This is a genomic window from Burkholderiales bacterium, assembly GCA_035543335.1.
GTDB lineage: Bacteria > Pseudomonadota > Gammaproteobacteria > Burkholderiales > JAHFRG01 > JAHFRG01.
This window is the reverse complement of sequence record DASZZH010000013.1, coordinates 15219-35544: the sequence shown is the minus strand read 5'-3', so window position 1 is coordinate 35544 and position 20326 is coordinate 15219. Positions and strand designations below refer to the sequence as shown.

Annotated in this window: 18 protein-coding genes and 1 pseudogene; 4 read left to right on the top strand and 15 right to left on the bottom strand. The window is 58.4% G+C overall.

Annotated features, from left to right (window positions below):
* Positions 1-240 precede the first annotated feature (240 nt).
* From VHE58_02885 to VHE58_02865, 5 genes are all read right to left on the bottom strand, one after another.
* Complete coding sequence (locus VHE58_02885) at positions 241-1581, bottom strand: ATP-binding protein (protein ID HVS26232.1); 1341 nt, start codon at positions 1579-1581, stop codon at positions 241-243.
* A complete protein-coding gene (locus VHE58_02880) occupies positions 1557-2219 on the bottom strand; it encodes a response regulator transcription factor (GenBank protein HVS26231.1) in 663 nt (220 codons plus the stop codon). The genes VHE58_02885 and VHE58_02880 overlap by 25 nt, the downstream gene beginning before the upstream one ends.
* A 143-nt stretch (positions 2220-2362) precedes the next feature.
* Positions 2363-4135 (bottom strand): protein translocase subunit SecF, encoded by a 1773-nt coding sequence (secF, locus tag VHE58_02875; GenBank protein ID HVS26230.1) that lies wholly within the window; start codon positions 4133-4135, stop codon positions 2363-2365.
* Positions 4136-4237: 102 nt separating this feature from the next.
* Positions 4238-4567 carry a PepSY domain-containing protein gene (locus VHE58_02870; protein HVS26229.1) on the bottom strand — a complete coding sequence of 110 codons (330 nt, stop codon included), beginning with the start codon at positions 4565-4567 and terminating at the stop codon, positions 4238-4240.
* A gap of 393 nt (positions 4568-4960) precedes the next feature.
* Positions 4961-5221: a hypothetical protein gene (locus VHE58_02865; GenBank protein HVS26228.1), complete on the bottom strand. Its 261-nt coding sequence runs from the start codon at positions 5219-5221 to the stop codon at positions 4961-4963.
* A gap of 160 nt (positions 5222-5381) precedes the next feature.
* On the opposite strand from VHE58_02865, the gene VHE58_02860 reads away from it, so the two are divergent.
* Both VHE58_02860 and VHE58_02855 read left to right on the top strand, forming a co-directional pair.
* Positions 5382-6140 (top strand): hypothetical protein, encoded by a 759-nt coding sequence (locus VHE58_02860; protein ID HVS26227.1) that lies wholly within the window; start codon positions 5382-5384, stop codon positions 6138-6140.
* A gap of 154 nt (positions 6141-6294) precedes the next feature.
* Positions 6295-6738 carry a DUF2721 domain-containing protein gene (locus tag VHE58_02855; GenBank protein ID HVS26226.1) on the top strand — a complete coding sequence of 148 codons (444 nt, stop codon included), beginning with the start codon at positions 6295-6297 and terminating at the stop codon, positions 6736-6738.
* 20 nt (positions 6739-6758) lie between these two features.
* On the opposite strand, the gene VHE58_02850 is transcribed toward VHE58_02855, so the two are convergent.
* The 8 genes from VHE58_02850 to VHE58_02815 form a co-directional block, all read right to left on the bottom strand.
* A complete protein-coding gene (locus tag VHE58_02850) occupies positions 6759-7742 on the bottom strand; it encodes a CoA ester lyase (GenBank protein HVS26225.1) in 984 nt (327 codons plus the stop codon).
* Positions 7743-7778: 36 nt separating this feature from the next.
* Positions 7779-10490: a phosphoenolpyruvate carboxylase gene (locus VHE58_02845; protein ID HVS26224.1), complete on the bottom strand. Its 2712-nt coding sequence runs from the start codon at positions 10488-10490 to the stop codon at positions 7779-7781.
* Between the two features lie 49 nt (positions 10491-10539).
* The gene (locus VHE58_02840; GenBank protein HVS26223.1) at positions 10540-12132 is read right to left on the bottom strand and encodes an EAL domain-containing protein; all 1593 of its coding nucleotides are present in this window, start codon (positions 12130-12132) and stop codon (positions 10540-10542) included.
* 131 nt (positions 12133-12263) lie between these two features.
* A complete protein-coding gene (sucD, locus tag VHE58_02835) occupies positions 12264-13172 on the bottom strand; it encodes a succinate--CoA ligase subunit alpha (protein HVS26222.1) in 909 nt (302 codons plus the stop codon).
* A gap of 20 nt (positions 13173-13192) precedes the next feature.
* On the bottom strand, positions 13193-14374 hold the full coding sequence (locus VHE58_02830; GenBank protein HVS26221.1) for a malate--CoA ligase subunit beta: 1182 nt from the start codon (positions 14372-14374) through the stop codon (positions 13193-13195).
* Between the two features lie 63 nt (positions 14375-14437).
* Positions 14438-15388, bottom strand: coding sequence for a D-2-hydroxyacid dehydrogenase (locus VHE58_02825; GenBank protein ID HVS26220.1), 951 nt, complete (start codon positions 15386-15388; stop codon positions 14438-14440).
* A gap of 17 nt (positions 15389-15405) precedes the next feature.
* Positions 15406-16653 carry an alanine--glyoxylate aminotransferase family protein gene (locus tag VHE58_02820; protein ID HVS26219.1) on the bottom strand — a complete coding sequence of 416 codons (1248 nt, stop codon included), beginning with the start codon at positions 16651-16653 and terminating at the stop codon, positions 15406-15408.
* Positions 16654-16811: 158 nt separating this feature from the next.
* Positions 16812-17039: a hypothetical protein gene (locus tag VHE58_02815; protein ID HVS26218.1), complete on the bottom strand. Its 228-nt coding sequence runs from the start codon at positions 17037-17039 to the stop codon at positions 16812-16814.
* A 166-nt stretch (positions 17040-17205) separates the two neighbouring features.
* On the opposite strand from VHE58_02815, the pseudogene VHE58_02810 reads away from it, so the two are divergent.
* Positions 17206-17271: pseudogene (locus tag VHE58_02810) on the top strand (SEC-C metal-binding domain-containing protein).
* 169 nt (positions 17272-17440) lie between these two features.
* The gene (locus VHE58_02805) at positions 17441-17632 is read left to right on the top strand and encodes a hypothetical protein (GenBank protein HVS26217.1); all 192 of its coding nucleotides are present in this window, start codon (positions 17441-17443) and stop codon (positions 17630-17632) included.
* Between the two features lie 549 nt (positions 17633-18181).
* Here the strand turns inward: VHE58_02805 and VHE58_02800 are convergent.
* Both VHE58_02800 and VHE58_02795 read right to left on the bottom strand, forming a co-directional pair.
* Positions 18182-18652, bottom strand: a complete 471-nt coding sequence (locus VHE58_02800) for a hypothetical protein (GenBank protein ID HVS26216.1) — start codon at positions 18650-18652, stop codon at positions 18182-18184.
* 154 nt (positions 18653-18806) lie between these two features.
* A complete protein-coding gene (locus VHE58_02795) occupies positions 18807-19244 on the bottom strand; it encodes a thioesterase family protein (GenBank protein HVS26215.1) in 438 nt (145 codons plus the stop codon).
* Positions 19245-20326: the final 1082 nt, after the last annotated feature.

The following is a 20326-nucleotide window of genomic DNA, read 5'->3' as shown; positions in this document are numbered from 1 at the left end:
CCGTTTTTGCGTTCTTGGCTAACCCATGTCGGTACAGAACACAATCAAAACACTACATCTTGCTATAATCTGTTGCGAGCTTGACTCCCCGACTGAGGCTCGAACGGAGGGATCGCAGCCAGCGAACGTCCCTTATGGCCGTTTCGCAACCTGGCGGTAAGCGACCCGAAGCGGACATTCAAGGTTTGAATTCAACGGACGGCAAAAGCAAAGCTTTTGACGGTCCGCTGCAATGCTATACTAACCGCCGTCTCTCACGGGTGACATCTCAACGCGAAATCGCAGTCCTTCCCCGTTACCAATATTACGCAGCGAAATCTTGAATGCGTACTTATCGGCGATGCCCTTCACGATCGATAGTCCAAGTCCACTACCATTCCCTGCCGACCCGGAAAGGCGATAAAAGGGATCGAAGATTTGTCCAAGCTCCTCCTCCGGAATGCCCGGGCCCGTATCTTCGACTTCGACCACAACCTGGCCGCTCTCAGCGAAAAGGCGCAAGTTCACTTTTCCGCCAGCCGGCGTGTAACGCACCGCGTTGTCGACCACGTTTCGCAGCAGGGTGTACAAAGCGAACTCGTCGCCTTCCATTTGTAGCGTCTCGGCGCGCTCCATGCCGAGATCGACCCCGATCCCCTCTGCCAGCGGAAACATCTCCTCGAATACGCGCCGCACCACCGAATCGAGGGACACGGGCTTGATCTCCACCGGAAACGCTGCGGTTTGCCGGGCCAGACTCAGCAATTGCTCCACCAGCTGGCGCACGCGCTCCAGTCCCTGTTTCAACGGCGCAAGCCGGCGGGGGACCTCGGCAAGCGAATCCGCATGTTCGAGATTCTGGGCCTGCAGCGACAGCGCCGTGAGCGGCGTGCGCAACTCATGCGCGGCATCGGCAATAAAACGGCGCTGCTGGTCGATCGACCGGTCCAGCCGCGCGAGCAGCCGATTGATGGCGGCGACGAAGGGATGGATCTCTTTGAGCACCGTGGCTTCCGGCAGCGGAGAAAGATTGTCTTCGCTGCGCTTGTCCAGCATTTTCGCGAGCTGCACGACCTGCGAAAGGTTGGAACGGACAACGACGCGAATCACGATCAGGAGCAGAGGGATCAACCCGATCATCGGGAGCAACGTGCGTAATGCGCTATCCAATGCGGCCTCGTCGCGTACGCCGGTGCTCTGGGCGGCAGCAACGCGGACTTCCGGACTGCGGGAGATGACAAACACGCGCCACGTTTTATCTCTAGAGTACAGCGTGTGCATGCCGTCGGCGACCGCGGACGACACGTAGGGCGCGGAATCGTCCGCGCGCGGCGGGCCGCCGACCTGGACGATGCGCACTTGCGAATCCGGATCACTGTCTGTGGCGTCCTCCGGTGCAATCGGCGCCGGCGACAGGCGCTCATTCAGGGCCAAACGGGCGATCTGACGCAACTGTTCATCCTGCAGTTCGTGCGCCTCGTCAAACGCAAGCCAGAACGACAGCGCTGCAGCCAGCGTTCCGGCAGCAAGGACGAATAGCGACAGCCACAAAGACAGCCGCGCCTGCAGCGACGTGGTCACTCCTTGGGCGGCACGGTCCATCCCACCCCCCGCACGTTCTTGATCACCGAGGCCCCCAGTTTCTTGCGTACACCGTGTATCAGGAATTCGACCGCGTTGCTCTCGACTTCCTCATTCCAGCCGTAAATACGCTCCTCCAACTCTGACTTGGAGAGTATGGCGCCCGGACGCATCAGCAGGGATTGAAGCAGGGCAAATTCGCGCGCGGTCAGAACGCAAGAAGCCGTGCGATAGCGGGCCTCACGCGTCACCGGATCGAGTGCAAGCGTACCATTCGTGAGCAGCGAAGTTGCCTGCCCGCCGCGCCGGCGCATTACCGCCCGCATTCTTGCCAGCAACTCAGGAACGTCAAACGGTTTGACGATGTAATCATCGGCACCCAGATCCAGACCAGCGACTCGATCCTCCAGTGCATCACGGGCGGTGACGATGATGACGGGTATCTTTACGCCCTTGCCCCGCGCCTGCCGCAGCAGCTCCAGGCCGTCGCGTCGCGGCAATCCGAGGTCCAGCAGGATCAGTTCGTGTTCACGCGCTTCGAGCGCGAGCAGCGCGGTCTGGCCGTCCCTGACCCAATCCACTGCATATGCGGCGTCTCCCAGCGCCTGGGAAACCGCTTCGCCGATCATCCTGTCATCTTCCACCAGCAATACGCGCATCGCTCAGTTCCGTTCCTCTTGCCTGCCCCGCAGCAAGGAGTTATACGGTACCGCTCGCGGGACCCGCATTACATGATATTCGGGAAACCGGAAGATGGCGACTTAGGCAGCGAGGCTGACGATCCGCGAGGCCTTGTTCGCCCTCAAGCCGCAATCACGGCGTATTTTGGGCGCATGGCGAGCCACAGGCGCGGCGCGACGAAGATCGAGGAGAATGCGCCCCACACTAGGCCGAGGAAAATCGCGAGCGAGAACATCTGCAGCGGCTCTGCCCCGAAGAAGTAGAGCGAGGCCGCGCCTGCCAGCACCGTCAGCACGGTGAATAGGGAGCGGCGCATCACTTGCCGGATGCTGCGATTGACGATCTCGGTGTAGTGGGCCGAGGCGTTTTCACGGATGCGGTCGAACACGACCACGGCCTCGTTGAGCGCATAGCCCACCACGATCAGCATGGCTGCGATGAAAGTGATGTCGATCTCGAGGTGAAGCAACGCGAAAACACTTATCACGAACAGTACCGAGTTGATCACGGCCACCGCTGAAGCCGCCGCCATGCGACTATCGAAGCGGTACCAGATAAAAAGCGCTGTGCCGAGAATGGCGAGCAGGACGACCGTCACTGATTTCCTCGCCAGCTCTTTCGCGACCGCCGGATCGGCGGTGTTTTCCGCGTAGGTTATGCCGGGCCCGTAAGCCTCCTTGACCTTGGCGATGATTGCATCGACCTGGCTGCTGTCGAGCACATTGTCGAAGCGCGCGGCGATGGTATTCTGATTCTTGCCGCCGATTGCTACGGTGGCGGGCGACATGCCCGCCGAGGCGATGAGGTCGGTTGCTTCGTCCTGGCCGATCGGCCGATCGATCGTCACGTCGAGCGCCGTGCCCGGCTTGAACTCGATGTCGAGGTTCAACGGGCGTTTGACCAAACTCAAACCCCCGGCGGCGAGGGCTATTAGCGATACGGCAATGCCGTATTTGCTCCAGCGCACGAAGTCGATACCGCCGCGCGCGCCGGCGGTGCTGCGTGCGCCGAACAATCCGGTGTGCTGGTCGTCACCGAAGAACCATCGGACCAGTACGCGCGCGAGCAGCACGTTCGCGACGAAGCTGGCAAGGATTCCGAGGATCGTGGTCAGCGCGAAGCCGCGGATCGGCCCGAGACCGGCAACCAGCAGAATGACGGCGCAGATGAGCACGGTGGCGTTGGCGTCCGCGATGGTGCGAAACGATTTGGTCGCGCCGGCCTTAAGCGCGCGGCCCGCCGTGGCGCCCGCTGCCGCTTCCTCCCGCGCCCGCTCGAAAGCGATGATGTTGGCTCCGGATGAGATGCCGATGGCGAGCACGAAGGCAACGATGGCCGCAAGCGACAAAACCGCATGTAAAGCGACAAACGCGGCGAGCACCAGCCACAGCGACACCATGGTGGCGAATACGGCGATCAATCCCTTGCCGCGATATGCGAAGACGAGAAAGATGAAGACCGCGCCGAGCGCAATCAGAGCTGCGCGCAGCGTGTCGTGCAGATCGCCGGCGCCGAGCACGCCGCCCACGGTTTCCGAATATTTCTCAGTGAGCTTGAGAGGCAACCCGTTTGGGTTTTTCAAATCGACGAACAGGCTGTCACCCGGCGCCACTCCCGTAATCTCCACGCGGATCATGTCTTTGCCGAGGATGTTCACCGCGGGCTCCGCGACGCCAAGCTTGTTGGCCCGCTTCTCCAGGATACTTGCCGCCGCCACCAGCATGTCGTGGTCCACCGCCGCCCCCGGCGCCGGCGGCTCGGCCTGGAATACTATTTCCTGCCCGCCCTTGAATTCGAGGCCGATGCGTGTTTGGGCGATCAGCCGGGGAAAAGTCGCTGTCATAATCGCCGTCAGCAGCATGATCAGCAGCCAGAACTCGTTTCGATTCGACATGGTCGTTCTCCCTCTTCAATAAGCTGGGCGGGGTACCACCGCCGGGTCATTCAGGAAGCGGCCCGCGCGCAATCAGCGGGCCGCGGCAGCGTAACGCGCAGATCAGTCTTGCTTGTCGTGGTCGTCGTCGTGATCGACCTTGTCTTCGGTCGCGCTCAGGATGGTGCCCTTTTGCGGGTCGACCTTTACGTCCATGACTTTCTTGCCTGCGACCACCTCGACGTCATAGATCCACTCGCCTTTGTGACGTTCCACCTCCGCCCTTGATGCTTTCCCACCCGCGTGCTGCTCGGCTGCCGAGACCGCCTGGGAAAGAGAGATCTTTGCATCGTTAATGACGTGTGCATCGTTCTCGGCGTTGGCGGCATATCCCGCGCCGATCGCTCCCAGAGCGAGCGTTGAGGCAATAGAAAGCTTAAGTATACGGTTCATGTTTCATCTCCTTGAGTCAAAGCCGCGGACATCCGCGTGAAGGAGAGACTACGCGCCGATACTTAGCTGATACTTAGCCTGAGGATAAATTAGTGCCTACTAAGAAGCACGGCGATGGGAAGGCAATGCTGTTTACCGTGCCTAAATGTCCGCTTTTGGCCGGTTCCAGTCTTTTAATAGACGCTGTAGAGTCGACTTGGTCAGACACTGTCTGTTAGATCAAGTCTGAGCTATTACAAATAATGCGATAGCCTTTAATGCTGAGCGCCGCTCGCGTTCGGGTAAGCCTTCGACTCACTTCCCTCGACTCCGGTCGCTACGCTCCCTACGCTCGGGACGAACGGAGTGGCAGTCGAAGCATCAGGGTGAACGGGTTGTAAAGACTCGGCGTGATTAGTTGCAGTTGCCACTCATGACGCTGCTGCCGCTTTTAGGATCGAAGAAATAGGAGCAGTTGCCGTCGCTGCCAAGATGTCCGAATGGCGTGGTCCGGCTATTCCCGCTATAGAGGCCCCCTCCTGAGCGCCGTCGAGCCGCAGCGCCCAAATCAAAAATCGCCGGTCTTCCTTCGATTCCTCCGACACCTTGGGCATTCATCCAATACCGGCCTTTGTACACCGGCCCCAACTGCTGCAGGTATCTCACCTCGATCATGGGCAGCTGCCGGCCATTCTGAAAATTATATAAACAATGACTTCACCCCCACCCTACCCTCTCCCGCGAAGGTGAAGGAACCTCACTCCTTATTATTCAGCTATAATTAATTGACGGCTCATCTCATCCGCGTAACAGGGCTCATGCCGGGACGACAGTCATGCTTAGCAGGCAGCAGAGCTTATTTTTGAGCACAGTTGCAATAGTTGGCGGCGTTATGGCCAAACCGTGTGAAACGGCATGGGCCGACACCTCTTTCTCCTTGTACACGGGTTCATCCTTTACCCTCAACAGCGATATTCACGTCCAACAGTCCAGCGTGGGTACCGATGCGACCTTCCATGACGTGAGCTGGGATGCAAAACCTTTCCAGAACCCGCCGTATTACGGCATCCGGCTAAGCCACTTTTTTGAGAGCGCGCCCAGCTGGGGCGCCATGTTGGATTTTACGCACTACAAGATATTCGCTCAAACCGACCAAGTTGTGGCTGTTTCAGGCACTTTCAAAGGCGTGCCGGTCAATGGATCCGCGCCGCTGAATCAGCGCGTGCAAAAGTTCAATATCACCCACGGCGTAAACCTGCTCGCGCTGAACGCGCTGTACCGTTGGACGGTGCAGACCAGCGAAGTCTTTCCCCAGGGGCGCCTGCAACCCTACGTTGGCGGCGGGCTGGTCTACTACATCCTCCACCCGGAAAACACGGTAAACAACAAGAACAATAATGAACGGTATCAGGGCTCGGGTTTTGGCTACCAAGTGCTGGGCGGCGTGTATTATGGCCTTACACGGCGCATCGGATTATTTGCAGAAACGAAGTTTAACAGCGGCGAGGCGCGAGTCGACACTGCAGACCAGGGACAGGCCGAGACACCCCTGCGCACATTTCATCTGTTGGCCGGCATAAGTGTTGGCTTCTGAGCTTTGAGCTGACCAAGAAGATCTGGAAGACGTCGAGTCTCACTGGATCAAAAACACGAGCGATTGCCCTTCCCTTCTTTCGCCGCCTGCGTCATGATATTCAGGCTCGTGTAACTTTGATCACTACGGCTCTTTTAATGATTCAGCGATTACCATGCTCCAACAAGGTTTAACTGCAGCCGCAGTCGGTCACGCCATTCAGCTTGCGGTAGCGCCAGTATTCCTCATTACCGGCATAGGCGCGATGCTGGGCGTGCTCGCCAACAGGTTGGGCAGAATCGTCGATTTTGCCCGTGTTCTTGAATCCAGGTTGTCTGCGAGCGGCGAGAAAGAGCGCGGCGAAATCCATAGACAGCTTGCCGTGTTTTCCAAGCGCGCCCGGCTCATATACACTGCGATCAGCCTGAGCGCAATGTGTGCCCTGCTGATCTGTGCGCTTATAGTGATTCTGTTCCTGGAAGTGTTTCTTGCCGTGGAAGTGCCCAGCGTGATCGGCGTGTTGTTCATCGTTGCCATGCTGTCTTTCATCGCGGCGCTGTATTGCTTTTTGCGCGAAGTCTATATAGCAACGGCTAATTTGAGAATTGGGCCCCACTAGAAAAAAGAATTAAAGTGGTCTCACGCTCCGCCCGAGGCGCGGATTGAGTCGGCTTTCTTGAGCAGCGCTTCCGCCATGCGGATGCTGGCAATATCTATCAGCCTGCCGTCCAGCGACACCGCGCCCTTCCCTTCTTTCGCCGCCTGCGCCATAGCCTCCATGATGCGCCTGGCCTTGGTCACCTCGGCTTCGGAAGGCGTGAAAACCCGATTGGCCAATTCGATTTGCGAAGGATGAATCGCCCATTTGCCTTCGTAACCGAGCACCGCCGCGCGGTTGGCCGCCGCGATAAAGCCATCCGGATCATTGAAATCGCCGAACGGCCCGTCTATCGGACGCAACCCGTAAGCGCGGCACGCCACCATCATGCGCGTCTGCGCCGCGTGCCAAGGATCAGTCCAAAAGTATTGCCGCTTGCCGTCGATGTCCATGTCGGTGAGCACGCCGGAGTCTTTGTTGACCCCGCCGATCACCGTGGTGCGGGCGCGGGTGGAGGCGGCGTAATCCGCCACGCCGAAACTCATGGCTTCCAGCCTTTTGCTCGATTGCGCAATTGCTTCGACGTTGGCCATGCCTAAAGCGGTTTCTATCAGCACTTCGAAACCGATGCGCTTCGCGCGCTTCTTCGCGGTTTCGATTTGCGTGACCATCATGTCCACGGCGTAAACATCGGCGGGTGAGCCGACTTTCGGGATGAGAATCATGTCCAAGCGTGGACAGGCTTCCACAATATCCACGACGTCGCGGTACATGTAGTGGGTGTCCAAACCGTTGATGCGCACCATCATGGTCTTGGTTCCCCAATTCACTTCGTTCAAACCCCAGATGATGTTCTTGCGCGCTTTTTCCTTGTCGTCGGGAGCGACGGCGTCTTCGCAGTCGAGAAAAATAATGTCGGCGGCGGATTTGGCCGCCTTCTCGAAGAGAGAAGTGTTGGTGCCGGGAACGGCCAGTTCGGAACGTTGCAGGCGCGCGGTGGCGGGTTCAATGCTGGTAAAGCTCAAGGGTTTCCTTCCTTTAGATTTAAATCAAATGGGTTGTCATCCGGTGGCGCCGAAGCCCGCCGCAATGCAGTTGATCGATTGCAACAGCGCATCCCGGTAATGGTTTTTCGTCTCGCCTTCCGGCTCCCGGCGGTAGCGCCGCAGCAGATCCACCTGCTCGCGGTTGACCTGGTTGAGCATCGGCAGGCGCAGCGCAAGGCGCCGGCAATATTCGGAAAAGCGTTCGGCGATTTCCTTATCGCCGCTCACTTTCAGTACCATCTCGCGGGTAAGCCGGTATTCCGCTTCAATCATACGGAAGATTTCTTCCCGCATCCGCTTTTCTTTGACCAGCCCTGCGTATTCACGGGCAATCACCAGGTCAACCTGAGCCAGAGTCTTTTCCACTTCGTCAATGATGAGGCGGAACAGCCGCGATTCATTGAACATGCGCCGCAACAACGTCAGCCCCGCTGCGCCGCGAACCTGCAGGAAGGCGGAAAGGCCGCCGCCGACGCCGTACCAGCCCGTCACGATGTACCGGTTCTGCGACCAGGCGAAAACCCAGGGAATGGCGCGCAGATCGGCCAGGCTCTTCGCGCCAAAGCGGCGCGTGGGACGCGAGCCGATGTTGAGCAGCGAAATTTCCTCAAGCGGGCTCGCCGCCTGAAAATAGGCGGGCAGATCCGGATGCCGGACGAGCCGGCTGTAAGCGGCCTGCGCCGTAGCGGAGAGCGCTTCCATGGCTTCGTCGAACTCGGGATTGGCGCGCAGGGCCTGCTCGCGGTCGGACTTCAGCGAATGCTCCAGCACGCTCGCCGCCAGGAGTTCGATGTGGTAGGCAGCGGTGCCCTTGTTGGCGTATTTGAACGACACCACCTCGCCTTGCTCGGTGACCCGGAAGCACCCGCAGATGGAACCGGCCGGCTGTGCGGCAATGGCGCGGCCGGTAGCAATGCCGCCGCGGCTCACCGAGCCGCCGCGGCCGTGGAAGAAGGTAATCGGGATGCCCAGCTCTTTTCCAAGCTGGGTGAGCTTGACCTGCGCTTTCGCCAGTTCCCAGTTGCTGGAAAAAAATCCGCCGTCCTTGTTGGAATCCGAATAACCGATCATGACCTCCTGGCGGCCGCCCTGGGCGTGGATGCTGCGCCTTACCACCGGCACGTTGAGCAGCTCGCGCATGATTGCGGGCGCGCGCCGCAGATCGTCTATGGTCTCGAACAGGGGCGTAATCGGCAGCCGGCAGTATTCCACCCCCGCCGGGTCATAGAACAGCCCGCCTTCCTTGGCCAGCAGGCATACCCCCAGCACATCGCTCACCGAGCGGGTCATGCTGAGGACGAAAGCGCCGAACGCCTGCCGATCCAGCACGTCCCACATCTCGGCAATCAGCCGGAACATGCCCAGGGTTTCCTCCGCCTCCGCGGACAGGCGGCGGGCCGGGCGGTCCTGCGCCAGCGGTTGCGCCAGCTGCTGCAGAAGCCACGATTTCCATTCAGCGGAATCAAATGCCGGCGGCTCGCCCGCGGCATCGGGGTGGGTTGCGCGCCACAACTCGACCAGGACTTGCGTAATGCGCGTGGTGTTTTCCCGCACGTCCAGCCGCACGGTGCTGAAGCGGAACGCTTCGACCGCGCGCCGGATGGGTGTGACCAGGGACACCGCCAGCGCTTCGCCCCTGCGCGCCGCCAGCCCTTGCTCCATGGTTTTCAGGTCCGCGGCCAGATCCTCGGCACTGGCATAGCCCTGGTCCCCAGGTATGGGATGGCCTTTTTCGACGTGGGTAATGGTGATGGCGAGTCGGCGCAAAACGCATGCAAGGTATTGCCGGAACAACTCTCCTGGATTACGCGCGGCAATGGCGGCGCCCTCTCCGGAACGCTCGAGCGCCTGCGCCAGCGCGGCGCGGAAGGCGTCGGGAACCGGCGCGGCGCGCTCGGTAATGCTCAAGGTTTGCAGCAATTCAATGAGGCGCGATTGGTAATGGCGCAGGCTCGCCAGGCAGTTCTGGTAAAGCGCTTTGCGTGTGATTTGGTTGGTGACCTGCGGGTTGCCGTCGCGATCGCCTCCGATCCAGGCGCCGAACTGAAAAAAGGCCGGAACCTCGAAGCGCTCGCCTGGGTAGCCGTGACGCAGGGCGTAATCCAGCTTGTCGAGCAACGCGGGCACCGCTTCAAACAGCGTCTCGTTGAAAAAATGCAGACCCCAGGCCACTTCCTGCGGCACCGTCGGTTTCTCCAGGCGCAGTTCGCCGGTAAACCACAGGAGCTCGATCTCGTGGCGCAGCGCCTCGACCAGTTTTTCGCGCTCGCGGGGCACCCAGCGCGGCGACTCGAGGTCCATCAGACGGCGGTAGACTTTGCGATGCCTCTCCAGCACCGTGACGCGTTTCGCCTCGGTCGGATGCGCGGTGACGACGGGACGGATTTTCAGGGCGTTCAGCAGCGAGCGTATCTCGTCGGCGTCGGCGCCGTTGGCGCGGGCTTCCGCCACCACCTGGCCCAGTGTCCCGCGCACGTTTTCGTAGCCGCGCTCGTTCTCAAGCTGGCGACGGCGGCGCATCGCGGCATTTTCCTCGGCGATACTGAGCAACTGGAACCAGATACCCTGCGCCTGCAGCGCCCATCCCAGCAGCGATGGCGGCAAATCAAAGTCGCGCAACTCGCCGCGCAGCATGGGCACGATCCGCGGCTCATGGCGCTCCACGATGCCCGCCAGGAGCTCGAAGAGGAAGCCCGCCAGTTCCTTTTCGTAGACCGTGTGCTCCATGGCCTCCGCCGGAATCAAAGGGAAAGAACAGGGTCGGGCTTCATCGGGTTTATTCGAGCGGCTTGGGTCGTTCAATGCCGAAACCCTGGGCATAGTCCATACCCAGTTCTTTCACCTTGTTCAGGATTTCGTCGTTTTCCACGAACTCGGCGATGGTCCGGATGCCCACCATATTGCAGACCTGCTGGATGGCCTTGACCTTGCCCAGGGCCACCGTATCCCGAAGAATATAGCGGACGATGCTGTCGTCAACTTTGAGAAAGTCGACGGGCAACCGTTTCAAGTGCTCGAAGGAAACCTTTGCGCTGCCGAAGCCGTCAAGCACGAATCGGCAGCCCAGCGGCTTCAGCGTTGCAATAAAACGTGAGGTATCATCGATTCGGGCGATCGCTTCTTCCTCCGAGATCACGAAACACAACATTTGTGCCGGAAAACGGCGGCTTTCGATTTGCTTGCGTACGTACTCCGCAAATCCGGGGTCGCTCACCGACTGCTCGGACAGAATAATGCTGTAGAGCGCGGCCGGCCGGGTGTCGGCGCCCGAGTGCTTCCGGACATACCAGTCGATGACGTGGCTCACCACCCAGCGGTCAATCGCGGGCATGAGGTTGAAGTGCTCAATTATCGGGATGAACGCGCCGGGAGGAGATAAGGATTCCTCTTCCTCGTGCAGCCGAATCAGAATCTCGTGAATCGGCGGGTGCCCCTGCTCCGGCTTCAAGGGAAGAATGAGCTGGTGATAAAGGCGGAGCTCGTCTTTTTCCAGGATTTCGGCGAGGCGGGCGGCCGCATCACCCCAGCCGGTGAGCTGCTCGGCAATGGAATCGATGTAGAGCGCCTGTTCGGGAATCTCGGCCGTCTGGGCTCCGTGGGCGGCCTGAATCGGCTTGCGCCGCCCGCTTGACGGGGGCGCCACATCCAGCTGCTTGCGCGCAGTGACGTCGGCGAACAATCCAAAGAAGCCGATGATCTGCCCGCTGGGATTCTTATGCGGTATGAGATCGCCCTCGATATGGGACAGCGCGAAGTGGAATTTATGGGACCACTCCAGGTGCACTTTCCTGCCCGTGAGCACCTCCTTGACGAAACTTGTCATACTCTCGAAGGCATTCTCCCCCAGCAGCTCTTTCAGTTGGCGGCCGTTGATTTGATCCGCTTCCACGTGCAGCCACGTACGAAACGCGGCGTTGTGGTGCTGGCACGTTAGATTCTTGTCGCAATAAAACGCTATGATCGGGAGCGCATCGCTCATCAGCTGGAGCCGTTCCTGCGTGGCGCGCAGTTCCTCTTTGGCGCGTTTGTGGGCGCTGGTCTCCCGGGTGAGGCTCTCGTGCTCCTTGGCGCGGGCTTCCGACTCCTGGGCGAGCTTTCCCGCTGTCTGCACATGTTTCACGCTTTCTTGGAGAAGCTTTTCTCTGAGCTTGTTTACCTGTGCTGTGCGCCGGGTGACGCGCCATTCGGATTTGGCGGCGCGGCTGACCATTGACAGGATCGAGGCGGACAGGATTCCCGAAAGGAAAGCAACCCATTGCCATTCCAGCACGGTGAAAAAGATTACGAAGATCAGGATTGAGACGAGTACCAGTATCACCAAAGGGGCGATAAATGGACGCAACTGATGATAGAGCTTAACGCCCCGCATACTGAATGTCCTTCTGGTGCTGATGAGAACGTATGACTGTGAACCTGCCGAGTACGTATTTTAATGGCGATTGTACCATCACCTCAAATCAAGCACTTGCGACTTGCCGGGGCCAAAGGCAATGCAGGCTTTTACGAAACAGCTTTTCGGCTCGTTTTCTTTTTGAGAGCTTGCGCGACGGTTGAGCCGAGCTCGGAGGCGCTGGGCGCGACCGTCAGGCCATAGCTCTTCATAATTTCGCTTTTCTCCGCGGCGCTGTCGCCGGTGGCGGAGATGATGGCGCCGGCATGTCCCATGCGCCGGCCCTTGGGCGCGGTGAGTCCCGCCACGTAGCCGACGACCGGCTTGCTCATGTTTTCTTTCACCCACTTCGCCGCTTCCGCCTCCTGTGGGCCGCCGATTTCGCCTATCATCAGCACCGCTGCGGTTTCGTCGTCCTGCTCGAACAGCACCAGGTGGTCGAGAAAAGAACTGCCGTTGATGGGATCGCCGCCGATGCCCACGCTGGTGGTGACTCCGAGTCCCAGCGCCTTGAGCTGCGAAGCCGCTTCGTAGCCGAGCGTCCCGGAGCGTGACACGATGCCCACCGTCCCGCGCTGGTAAATGTGGCCGGGCATAATGCCCAGCATGGCTTTGCCGGCGCTGATGATGCCGGCGCAGTTCGGCCCCACCATCAGGGTGCGCCTCTCTTTCGGATAGCGCTTCAGGTAGCGCTTGACCCGCATCATGTCCTGCGCCGGAATGCCGTCGGTGATCGAGCACACCAGCCTGATGCCGGCATCAGCCGCCTCCATGATTGAATCCATACAGAACGCGGGCGGGACGAAAGTGATGCTGGCGGTCGCGCCGGTCTGCGTCACGGCTTCCTTCACGGTGTTGAATACCGGAAGGCCCAAGTGGGTCATGCCGCCCTTGCCTGGAGTGACTCCGCCCACGACTTTTGTTCCATAAGCGATCATTTCCTTGGCGTGGAACGTGCCCTTGTCGCCGGTGAAACCCTGTACCAGGACCCGTGTGTTTTCGTCGATGAGTATGCTCATAAGTATTATCCCGAATCGACTCAAGCCGGCAGCGGTTTATATGATTTAGCGGCAGCCACCACCTTTTGCGCGGCTTCGAGCAAGGTTTCCGTGCTGATAAGCGGAAGCCCGCTCTCGCGGATGATTTTGCGCCCTTCGTCAACATTGGTTCCCGCCAGCCGCACCACGAACGGCACCTTGATATCGACCTCGCGGTAGGCCTGGACCACGCCTTTAGCCACCCAGTCGCAGCGGTTGATTCCGGCGAAAATGTTCACCAGAATAGCGCGCACCTTCTGGTCCGAAAGCACCAGGCGTAGCGCGGCGGCGATCCGCTCGGGCGAAGCGCCGCCGCCCACATCCAGAAAATTCGCCGGCGTGCCGCCCGCGTATTTGATGGTATCCATCGTCGCCATGGCTAGGCCTGCGCCGTTGATGACGCAGCCGATTTCTCCTTCAAGCCCGATATAGTTGAGGTTGTGCTCCGCCGCCTGCACTTCGCGCGGATCCTCCTGCGTGGGGTCACGCATCTCCGCAACATTGGGGTGGCGGAACAGCGCGTTGTCGTCGAACGACATCTTGGCGTCGAGCGTCAGCACCCGGTCGTCCTTGGTCACGACCAGCGGATTGATTTCCACCATGGTTGCGTCGAGATCCCGGAACGAACGGTAGGCGCCCATCATCGTTTTCACCGCGCGCGCCACTTGTTTGATGTTAAGCCCAAGCCCGAACGCCAGTTCGCGCGCCTGAAATCCCTGCAAGCCCACGGCCGGCTCGACGATTTCCTGCAAAATCGCGCCCGGTAAATCCTTGGCAATTTCTTCGATCTCCATGCCGCCCTGGGCCGAAGCGATGACGCGGATGCGCTCGATCTTGCGATCGAGCACGAAACCCAGATAAAGCTCGCGCTCAAAAGGCTCCGCTACCTCGATATAAAGCTTCTGGACGATTTTCCCTTCCGGCCCGGTCTGGTTGGTCACCAGTTTCTTGCCGAGCAGCTCTTTTGTCGCGTCGTGAACCTCGCGGTAGGTTTTACAAAGCTTGATGCCGCCGGCCTTGCCACGGCCGCCGGAGTGAATTTGCGCTTTCACCGCCCAGTGCCAGCCGCCCAGCTCAGTGGCGCTGTACACCGCCTGATCAGGGCTATAAGCAACTGCGCCGCGCGGTATGGCGACGCCGAAAGTGGATAGCAGTTCTTTGGCTTGATATTCGTGAATATCCATTTAATATTCCTTGGCTATCGGATCCCCGGTTGCTCGGGACCTTCGACGAGGCGGGCCGGCCGCTCACACCACCAGATGTTGAGGTTTGCCGTTCACGAAGGCTTCGATGTTGTCTATCAGTTGATCAGCGAGAAACTGCATGGCGCCGTCGGAAGCCCAGGCGACGTGGGGGGTCAGGATAAAATTCGGCCGCCGGATTTCCAACAGCGGGTTGCCTTCCTTGGGCGGTTCTTTGGTCAGAACATCGAATCCCGCGCCGGCAATCAATCCTTCATCGAGCGCGCGAATCAAAGCTGTTTCATCCACCAGACCGCCGCGCGCGGTGTTGATGAGGATTGCGCTGCGTTTCATCTTGCGGAATTGCTCAAGCCCTATCATGTTGCGCGATTCCAGCGTGAGCGGGCAATGCAGTGAAATAACATCGGACTCCGCGAGAACTTTATCCATGGGAGTGAATTCCACGCCCGGCGCCTTGGGCGGTGCGTGGTTGGCAAACAACACGCGCATGCCGAAGCCGCGCGCGATTTTCGCCGTGCCCTGCCCGATTGCGCCTTCGCCGAAAATGCCGATCGTCGTACCAAAGAGATCGCCGATCGGATGATTAAAAAAGCAGAACTGGTCTGACTCCTGCCACACGCCGTTCTCCACATCCCGGCGGTAGGCGAGCAGGTTGCGGCGCAGCGCGAGAATCAGCGCGAAAGCGTGCTCGGGCACCGTGTGCACGGCGTAGTTGCGGATATTTGCTACCGCGATGCCGTGCGATTTGCAGTAGTCGATGTCTATCACGTCGTAACCGGTCGCGGCGACCGCAATCATCTTGAGCTTGGGGAGTTTCGAGAGTATCTCCGGGCGCAGCGGCACCTTGTTGGTAATCGCGATGGTGGCGCCTTCCAGCCGGCTCAGGATTTCATTCGCCGTGGTTTTTTGGTGCTCGCGCCAGGCGTGCTCGAACGCCGGGCGCCGCACCTCGGCGCGCAGGGTGGAACGATCTAGAAATACGATGAGGTGTTGCAATTAAGTTATTAATTTTATTAGTAAACAGTACCTGTAGAATGCGACGCGTAAACGACTTCTTGGCGGCTCACTTTTTTCTTGGGAACCGGGTCATTATGGCGCCAGTATTCCGAAGCGGCGGCAACGCCGCTGCCAGGCTTGACGTTGATGCCCACGTCGAGCATCGCCATCTCCGCGCCGGCGATTGCGCCCATCAACATCAGTTCGTTGAGGTCGCCCAGATGGCCGATGCGGAACACCTTGCCCGCCACCTTGGATAGGCCAGCGCCCAGCGCCAGGTTGTAGCGCCGGAATGCCACGTCGATCACATGCGCGCCATTGATGCCTTCAGGCACCACAATCGCGCTCACGGTGTCGGAATACCACTTCGGCTCCTTGGCACACAGCTTCAGCCCCCATCCCTTCATGACCGCAGCGCGCGCGCCCTCCGCCAGGTAGTGGTGGCGAAAGATAATATTCTCCAACCCTTCTTCAAAAATGATATTCAGCGATTCGCGCAGGCCGTACAGCATGGGCAGCGCCGGCGTATAGGGGAAATAGCCGGTGGCGTTGGCCTTGATCATGTCGTTGAGGTCGAAATAGCAGCGCCGCGATGTCGCCGTTTGCATGGCCTTGAGGGCTTTTTGGCTGACGCAAAGTATGCCCAGGCCCGCCGGCAGCATAAACCCTTTCTGGGAGCCGGTGATCGCCATGTCGACGCCCCATTCATCCATGCGGAAATCGAGGCTGGCGATGGAACTCACGCCGTCGACAAACAGCAGCGCCGGATGCCGCGCGGCGTCCATGACGCGGCGCACACCGGCGATATCGCTGGTGACACCGGTCGCGGTTTCGTTGTGGCACGCCAGCACGGCTTTGATCTTGTGCTGCTTGTCGGCACGGAGTACTTGCTCCACGCGCTCCAGGGGAACCCCTTCGCCCCACTCGACTTCCAGAACTTCCACATCGAAACCAAGCCGCTGCGCCATATCAACCCACAGATGGCTGAACTGACCAAAGCGCGACGCCAGGACCTTGTCGCCCGGAGAAAGCGCATTGGTAAACGCGGCTTCCCATACGCCGGTGCCCGAGGACGGAAAAATGAAAGCCTGGCCTTCCGTAGTCATAAACACTTTTTTCAGGTCTTCCAGTACCGAGCGTGAAAGCTCGGGAAACTTGGAGGAACGATGGTCTTCCATCGCCACCATCATGGCGCGCTGGACGCGATCGGGAATATTAGTCGGGCCCGGAACAAAGAGAAAATTGCGGCCTGGAATGCGTGGCATGAGTAACCCCTTTTGGCTTAAGCGGGCGTCCCGCTTACAATGCAACGGATGGGCGCGAAAAGCACCCGGAAGAAACGCTTGATGCTGAACGAAAAATGGTAATTCTTGCTCGCCCTGTTGACCATTCATATTTGCTTATGGTTTCCATAAGCTATAGGCTAATTGAGACCGAGTTTTTCCGCAAGGCCGGTGCGCTGCAGCTTGCCGGTCGCGCCTTTCGGAATTTCCTCTAGGAAGACAATTTTGCGCGGCACCTTGAAGTCAGTCAGGGGCCACGCCGCGAATTCGCGCACTTCTTTTTCGTCGGTTTGCTTGCCTTCGCGCAGCACCACCACGGCGCTGATATCTTTACCCAGTTTATCATGCGGAAGGCGAATACAGTACAACCGAGTCCGGCCGCACAGCGCGCTGAGTTATCGGCCCCCCACACCCCAAACCAGGAGCCCAATGCCTGGAATCGACCGACCTGAATTTATGCAGTAAACTCTCAATCAATTTGGTACAAAAGATCGATCAGGCTAGCGGTGTCAGATCAAAGTTCTATCTCAAACAGTGCAAATTGGAAGAAATGATCCCTGTCCCTGTGGCAGCGGGTTGAAATACAAAAAGTGCTGCGGCGAGTCTCACCATGCAATAGCCCCCGCCGCTACGCGGCCCCGGGCGGTTCATCGCGAATGCGGGGGGTGCACCGCCTGTTGTGACGGCTGGTTGAAGATCACTGTCTACGGTAACGACGTGTACCCCGGCAAGCCCTGCCCATATAGCACAGGGCACTGCTGCAGAATTTATGAACATCGGCCGCTGGATCCATGCAAGAATTTTGTTTGCGGGTGGCTGGACTCCCAAAGCCCGTTCCCCGATGATTTCCGGCCCGATAAACTCGGCGTTATTATTCTTCGTGCACGGTGGCGAGGCTTGGCTGTTTATGCGCTTGTGCCAGCGGGTCGAGATCCCGATGACAAACTCATTGAGTGGATGACAGACTTCTCCAACTCGAGGGGGATTCCTTTTTTATATGAAATGCGCGGCGAGTGGTATGCTTACGGCCCACCTGCATTCCGCCAGGACGTGGCTGCCAGACACGCGAGGGGCGAGAAACTGTGGGACGAGGTTCTATCCCTAGCGTAGCTAGATCCGAGGTTGCGAGCCAGCAGTTTGCAACACCGGGAGGTACGCCTTTCTTTCACTGGCTAAGACCCACGCTGCCGCAAAATATATCAATAAGAGCACCGAGACTCGCAGAAATCTTGCTGCCCATTGTTGCCCATGCAATCACTCATGCACAGCGAATCAACTCCCCTTGAGGGCGGCGACGTGGTGCCCTGCTGCTGAGACGGCTCGGATCTGTGGGAAAAATAGGAGCATCCCGCGAACAATAGAACGATCACGATAAGAAATGTACGTACCATGTAATCCTCATAATAGTTAGGTTCCGCGACAATCGGGAAAACCCGCTATCACGAAATCGCGCCGCTCCTCGGTGCCGGGATACCTGGCCCCACAGGACCGGCTCCGTCGATACCGGGGACTACCGGGAGATGACGAGCTTGTACAGATACAGCGGCAAGCCGCGCGGTGACTGCGTGGGCTGGCCTGGTAGCGGCGGGACCTTCTCAACGAAGTCGATCTTCCAGCCCTTGACCAAGATCTGCTCCCGCGTCAGCATGCCTAAGCCTGCCGTGCACTGGAATCGCTCATCCTCGCTGGGAAATTCGTCGTAATAGATAGCTGTCGTGCACGCCGCAGCCCGCGGCTCGCCGGCCGGAACCGGGGCCACGGGCGCCGCTCCGCGTATCGTAGCGCTTTGCGCCGGGGCCGGCGCCTCTTGTTGCTGCAGGAGGCTCGGGTTGTCACGGATTTTCTTCCATTCTTCCCAGGTATAGGTCTTGCCGCCGACGTATACCGTATCCCCCGCCCTGAAGACAAACACCGCAAAAGACGGCGGAGCAATAACCAACAAGCCGATCATCAATGCAAAGAGCAAATGGAGGCGCTTCATTTCCGGTTCTGCTTTTTAAAATAAAAGACGAGTGTCTATAATAGTTGTAAAGAGCTGCCGCTGCAAACCGGCTGCCCCGGTACTAAAAAAGCTGACTGCGGGAGTCGCTCGATTGAGTATCGGCGTATCGATGCTGAACTCATACAATCTCGCCCTAATGTTTTCTAGGTACTTCTGTGGCCCGTCCGATGACTTTCTGTTTAACTCGCTGATCGAAACGCGCAACGTTAATAATTATGCGCTCGTGGCTCCCCTCGCCGATTCGTTCTTTCTCGTCCTCGGCAATTAAGCGGAACGTGATAGAGCGTCCATCGACCTTGATTACCTCTGCGCTGACCGTTACGCGCATGCCGACCGGCGTAGCAGCAAAATGATGTACATCAATGCGGGTTCCCACTGACTGATACCCCTCGGGCAACAGGCCATGCACGGCTTCCAGTGCGGCTGCTTCCATAAGCGTCACCAAGACCGGGGTCGCCAGCACTTTCACATGGCCGCTGCCTATGTGTGGCGCTATATGCTGTTCCGCGACCGTCATTTCGGCAGACCCTCTTAACCCCGCCCTTAATTCAGTTGCTGCAATTTTCGGCATATCATGACTTTCGATAGTGGGCCAGACGAGTGGAACAGTTCAGCCCCGTAATTTTTCTTGTGGTAGAAGAAGTCGTGGTAAGCGCGTGAGACATTTTAGCGACGTGGGCGATTATGTCATTCGCTTATTGGATCTCACATCAGTGACGAGAGTAGCAACGGTAGCAAATCACTCCACCAACCCAAGGCTTCAGGGATCTCGTCAAACACCCCAATCCGGGAATGTTCGTTTGAAGTGCTCAGGACGATAGCGGAAATCATTCTTGCTTTCTCAAGAGGAGCACAGTCTCTAAAGCGATGGAGCCAGCGGTGCGCTGTTGTGCTATGCACTCCGCAGGCCTTTGCCGAATTACGGATACTCCGCTTTTCGCACATTGTGCCGGCGAAGGTAAGCCATCGCTCCCGGTGACGCAACCGTGACAGGCTCGTGTTTGTAAGTATATTGAAAGTGCGCTTGCAACTTTGACAGCGGTAACGTGGGAGCTTACAACTCCAACCCCAATGGCCTATGTCGTTGCAGCCGCAATGAGGGCAACTCTTGACATCGTCTAATCCTGCACGTCCCTTGCTCAGAGTGAGTTGATTAAGCTGCTCCTGTAATCGGCCTGCTAGTAGTCTGCGTTCGTCAGGCGACAGAGCGGTCAAAATGTTTGCAACCCTGCAGAAATTGTAAGAATCCAATATGACTCCTAGCAGACCTATCACCGATTCAAACGTATGCCATGCCCTTTAGGGCAATAAGTTCGCACGAGTTGAGGGTAGATGCCTTGACCGCAGTCAAGAATTGGTTACGAAATAGAGCCGTGGTGATTCTGCCAATCAAGCTGCTTATTTTTGTTACTAAAAAATATTCTCGATTCAGGTGAGAACGAGACGAACATCTCCACCGTGCAGCATCAGCAAGAAAGTCGGTTCAAAAAAAACGGAACCTCCATATTGAGAGGCAGATATATAAATAAATATTCTAAGACAAATTCCGTCTGCATTAAGTGTTGATAGCCCTCACTTTTTCTAGTTTGTGGGGCATCCAGTTCATGTTGCCGGTTCATCCTTTTCCCGCGCCAGATTCGGCGACCATGGACA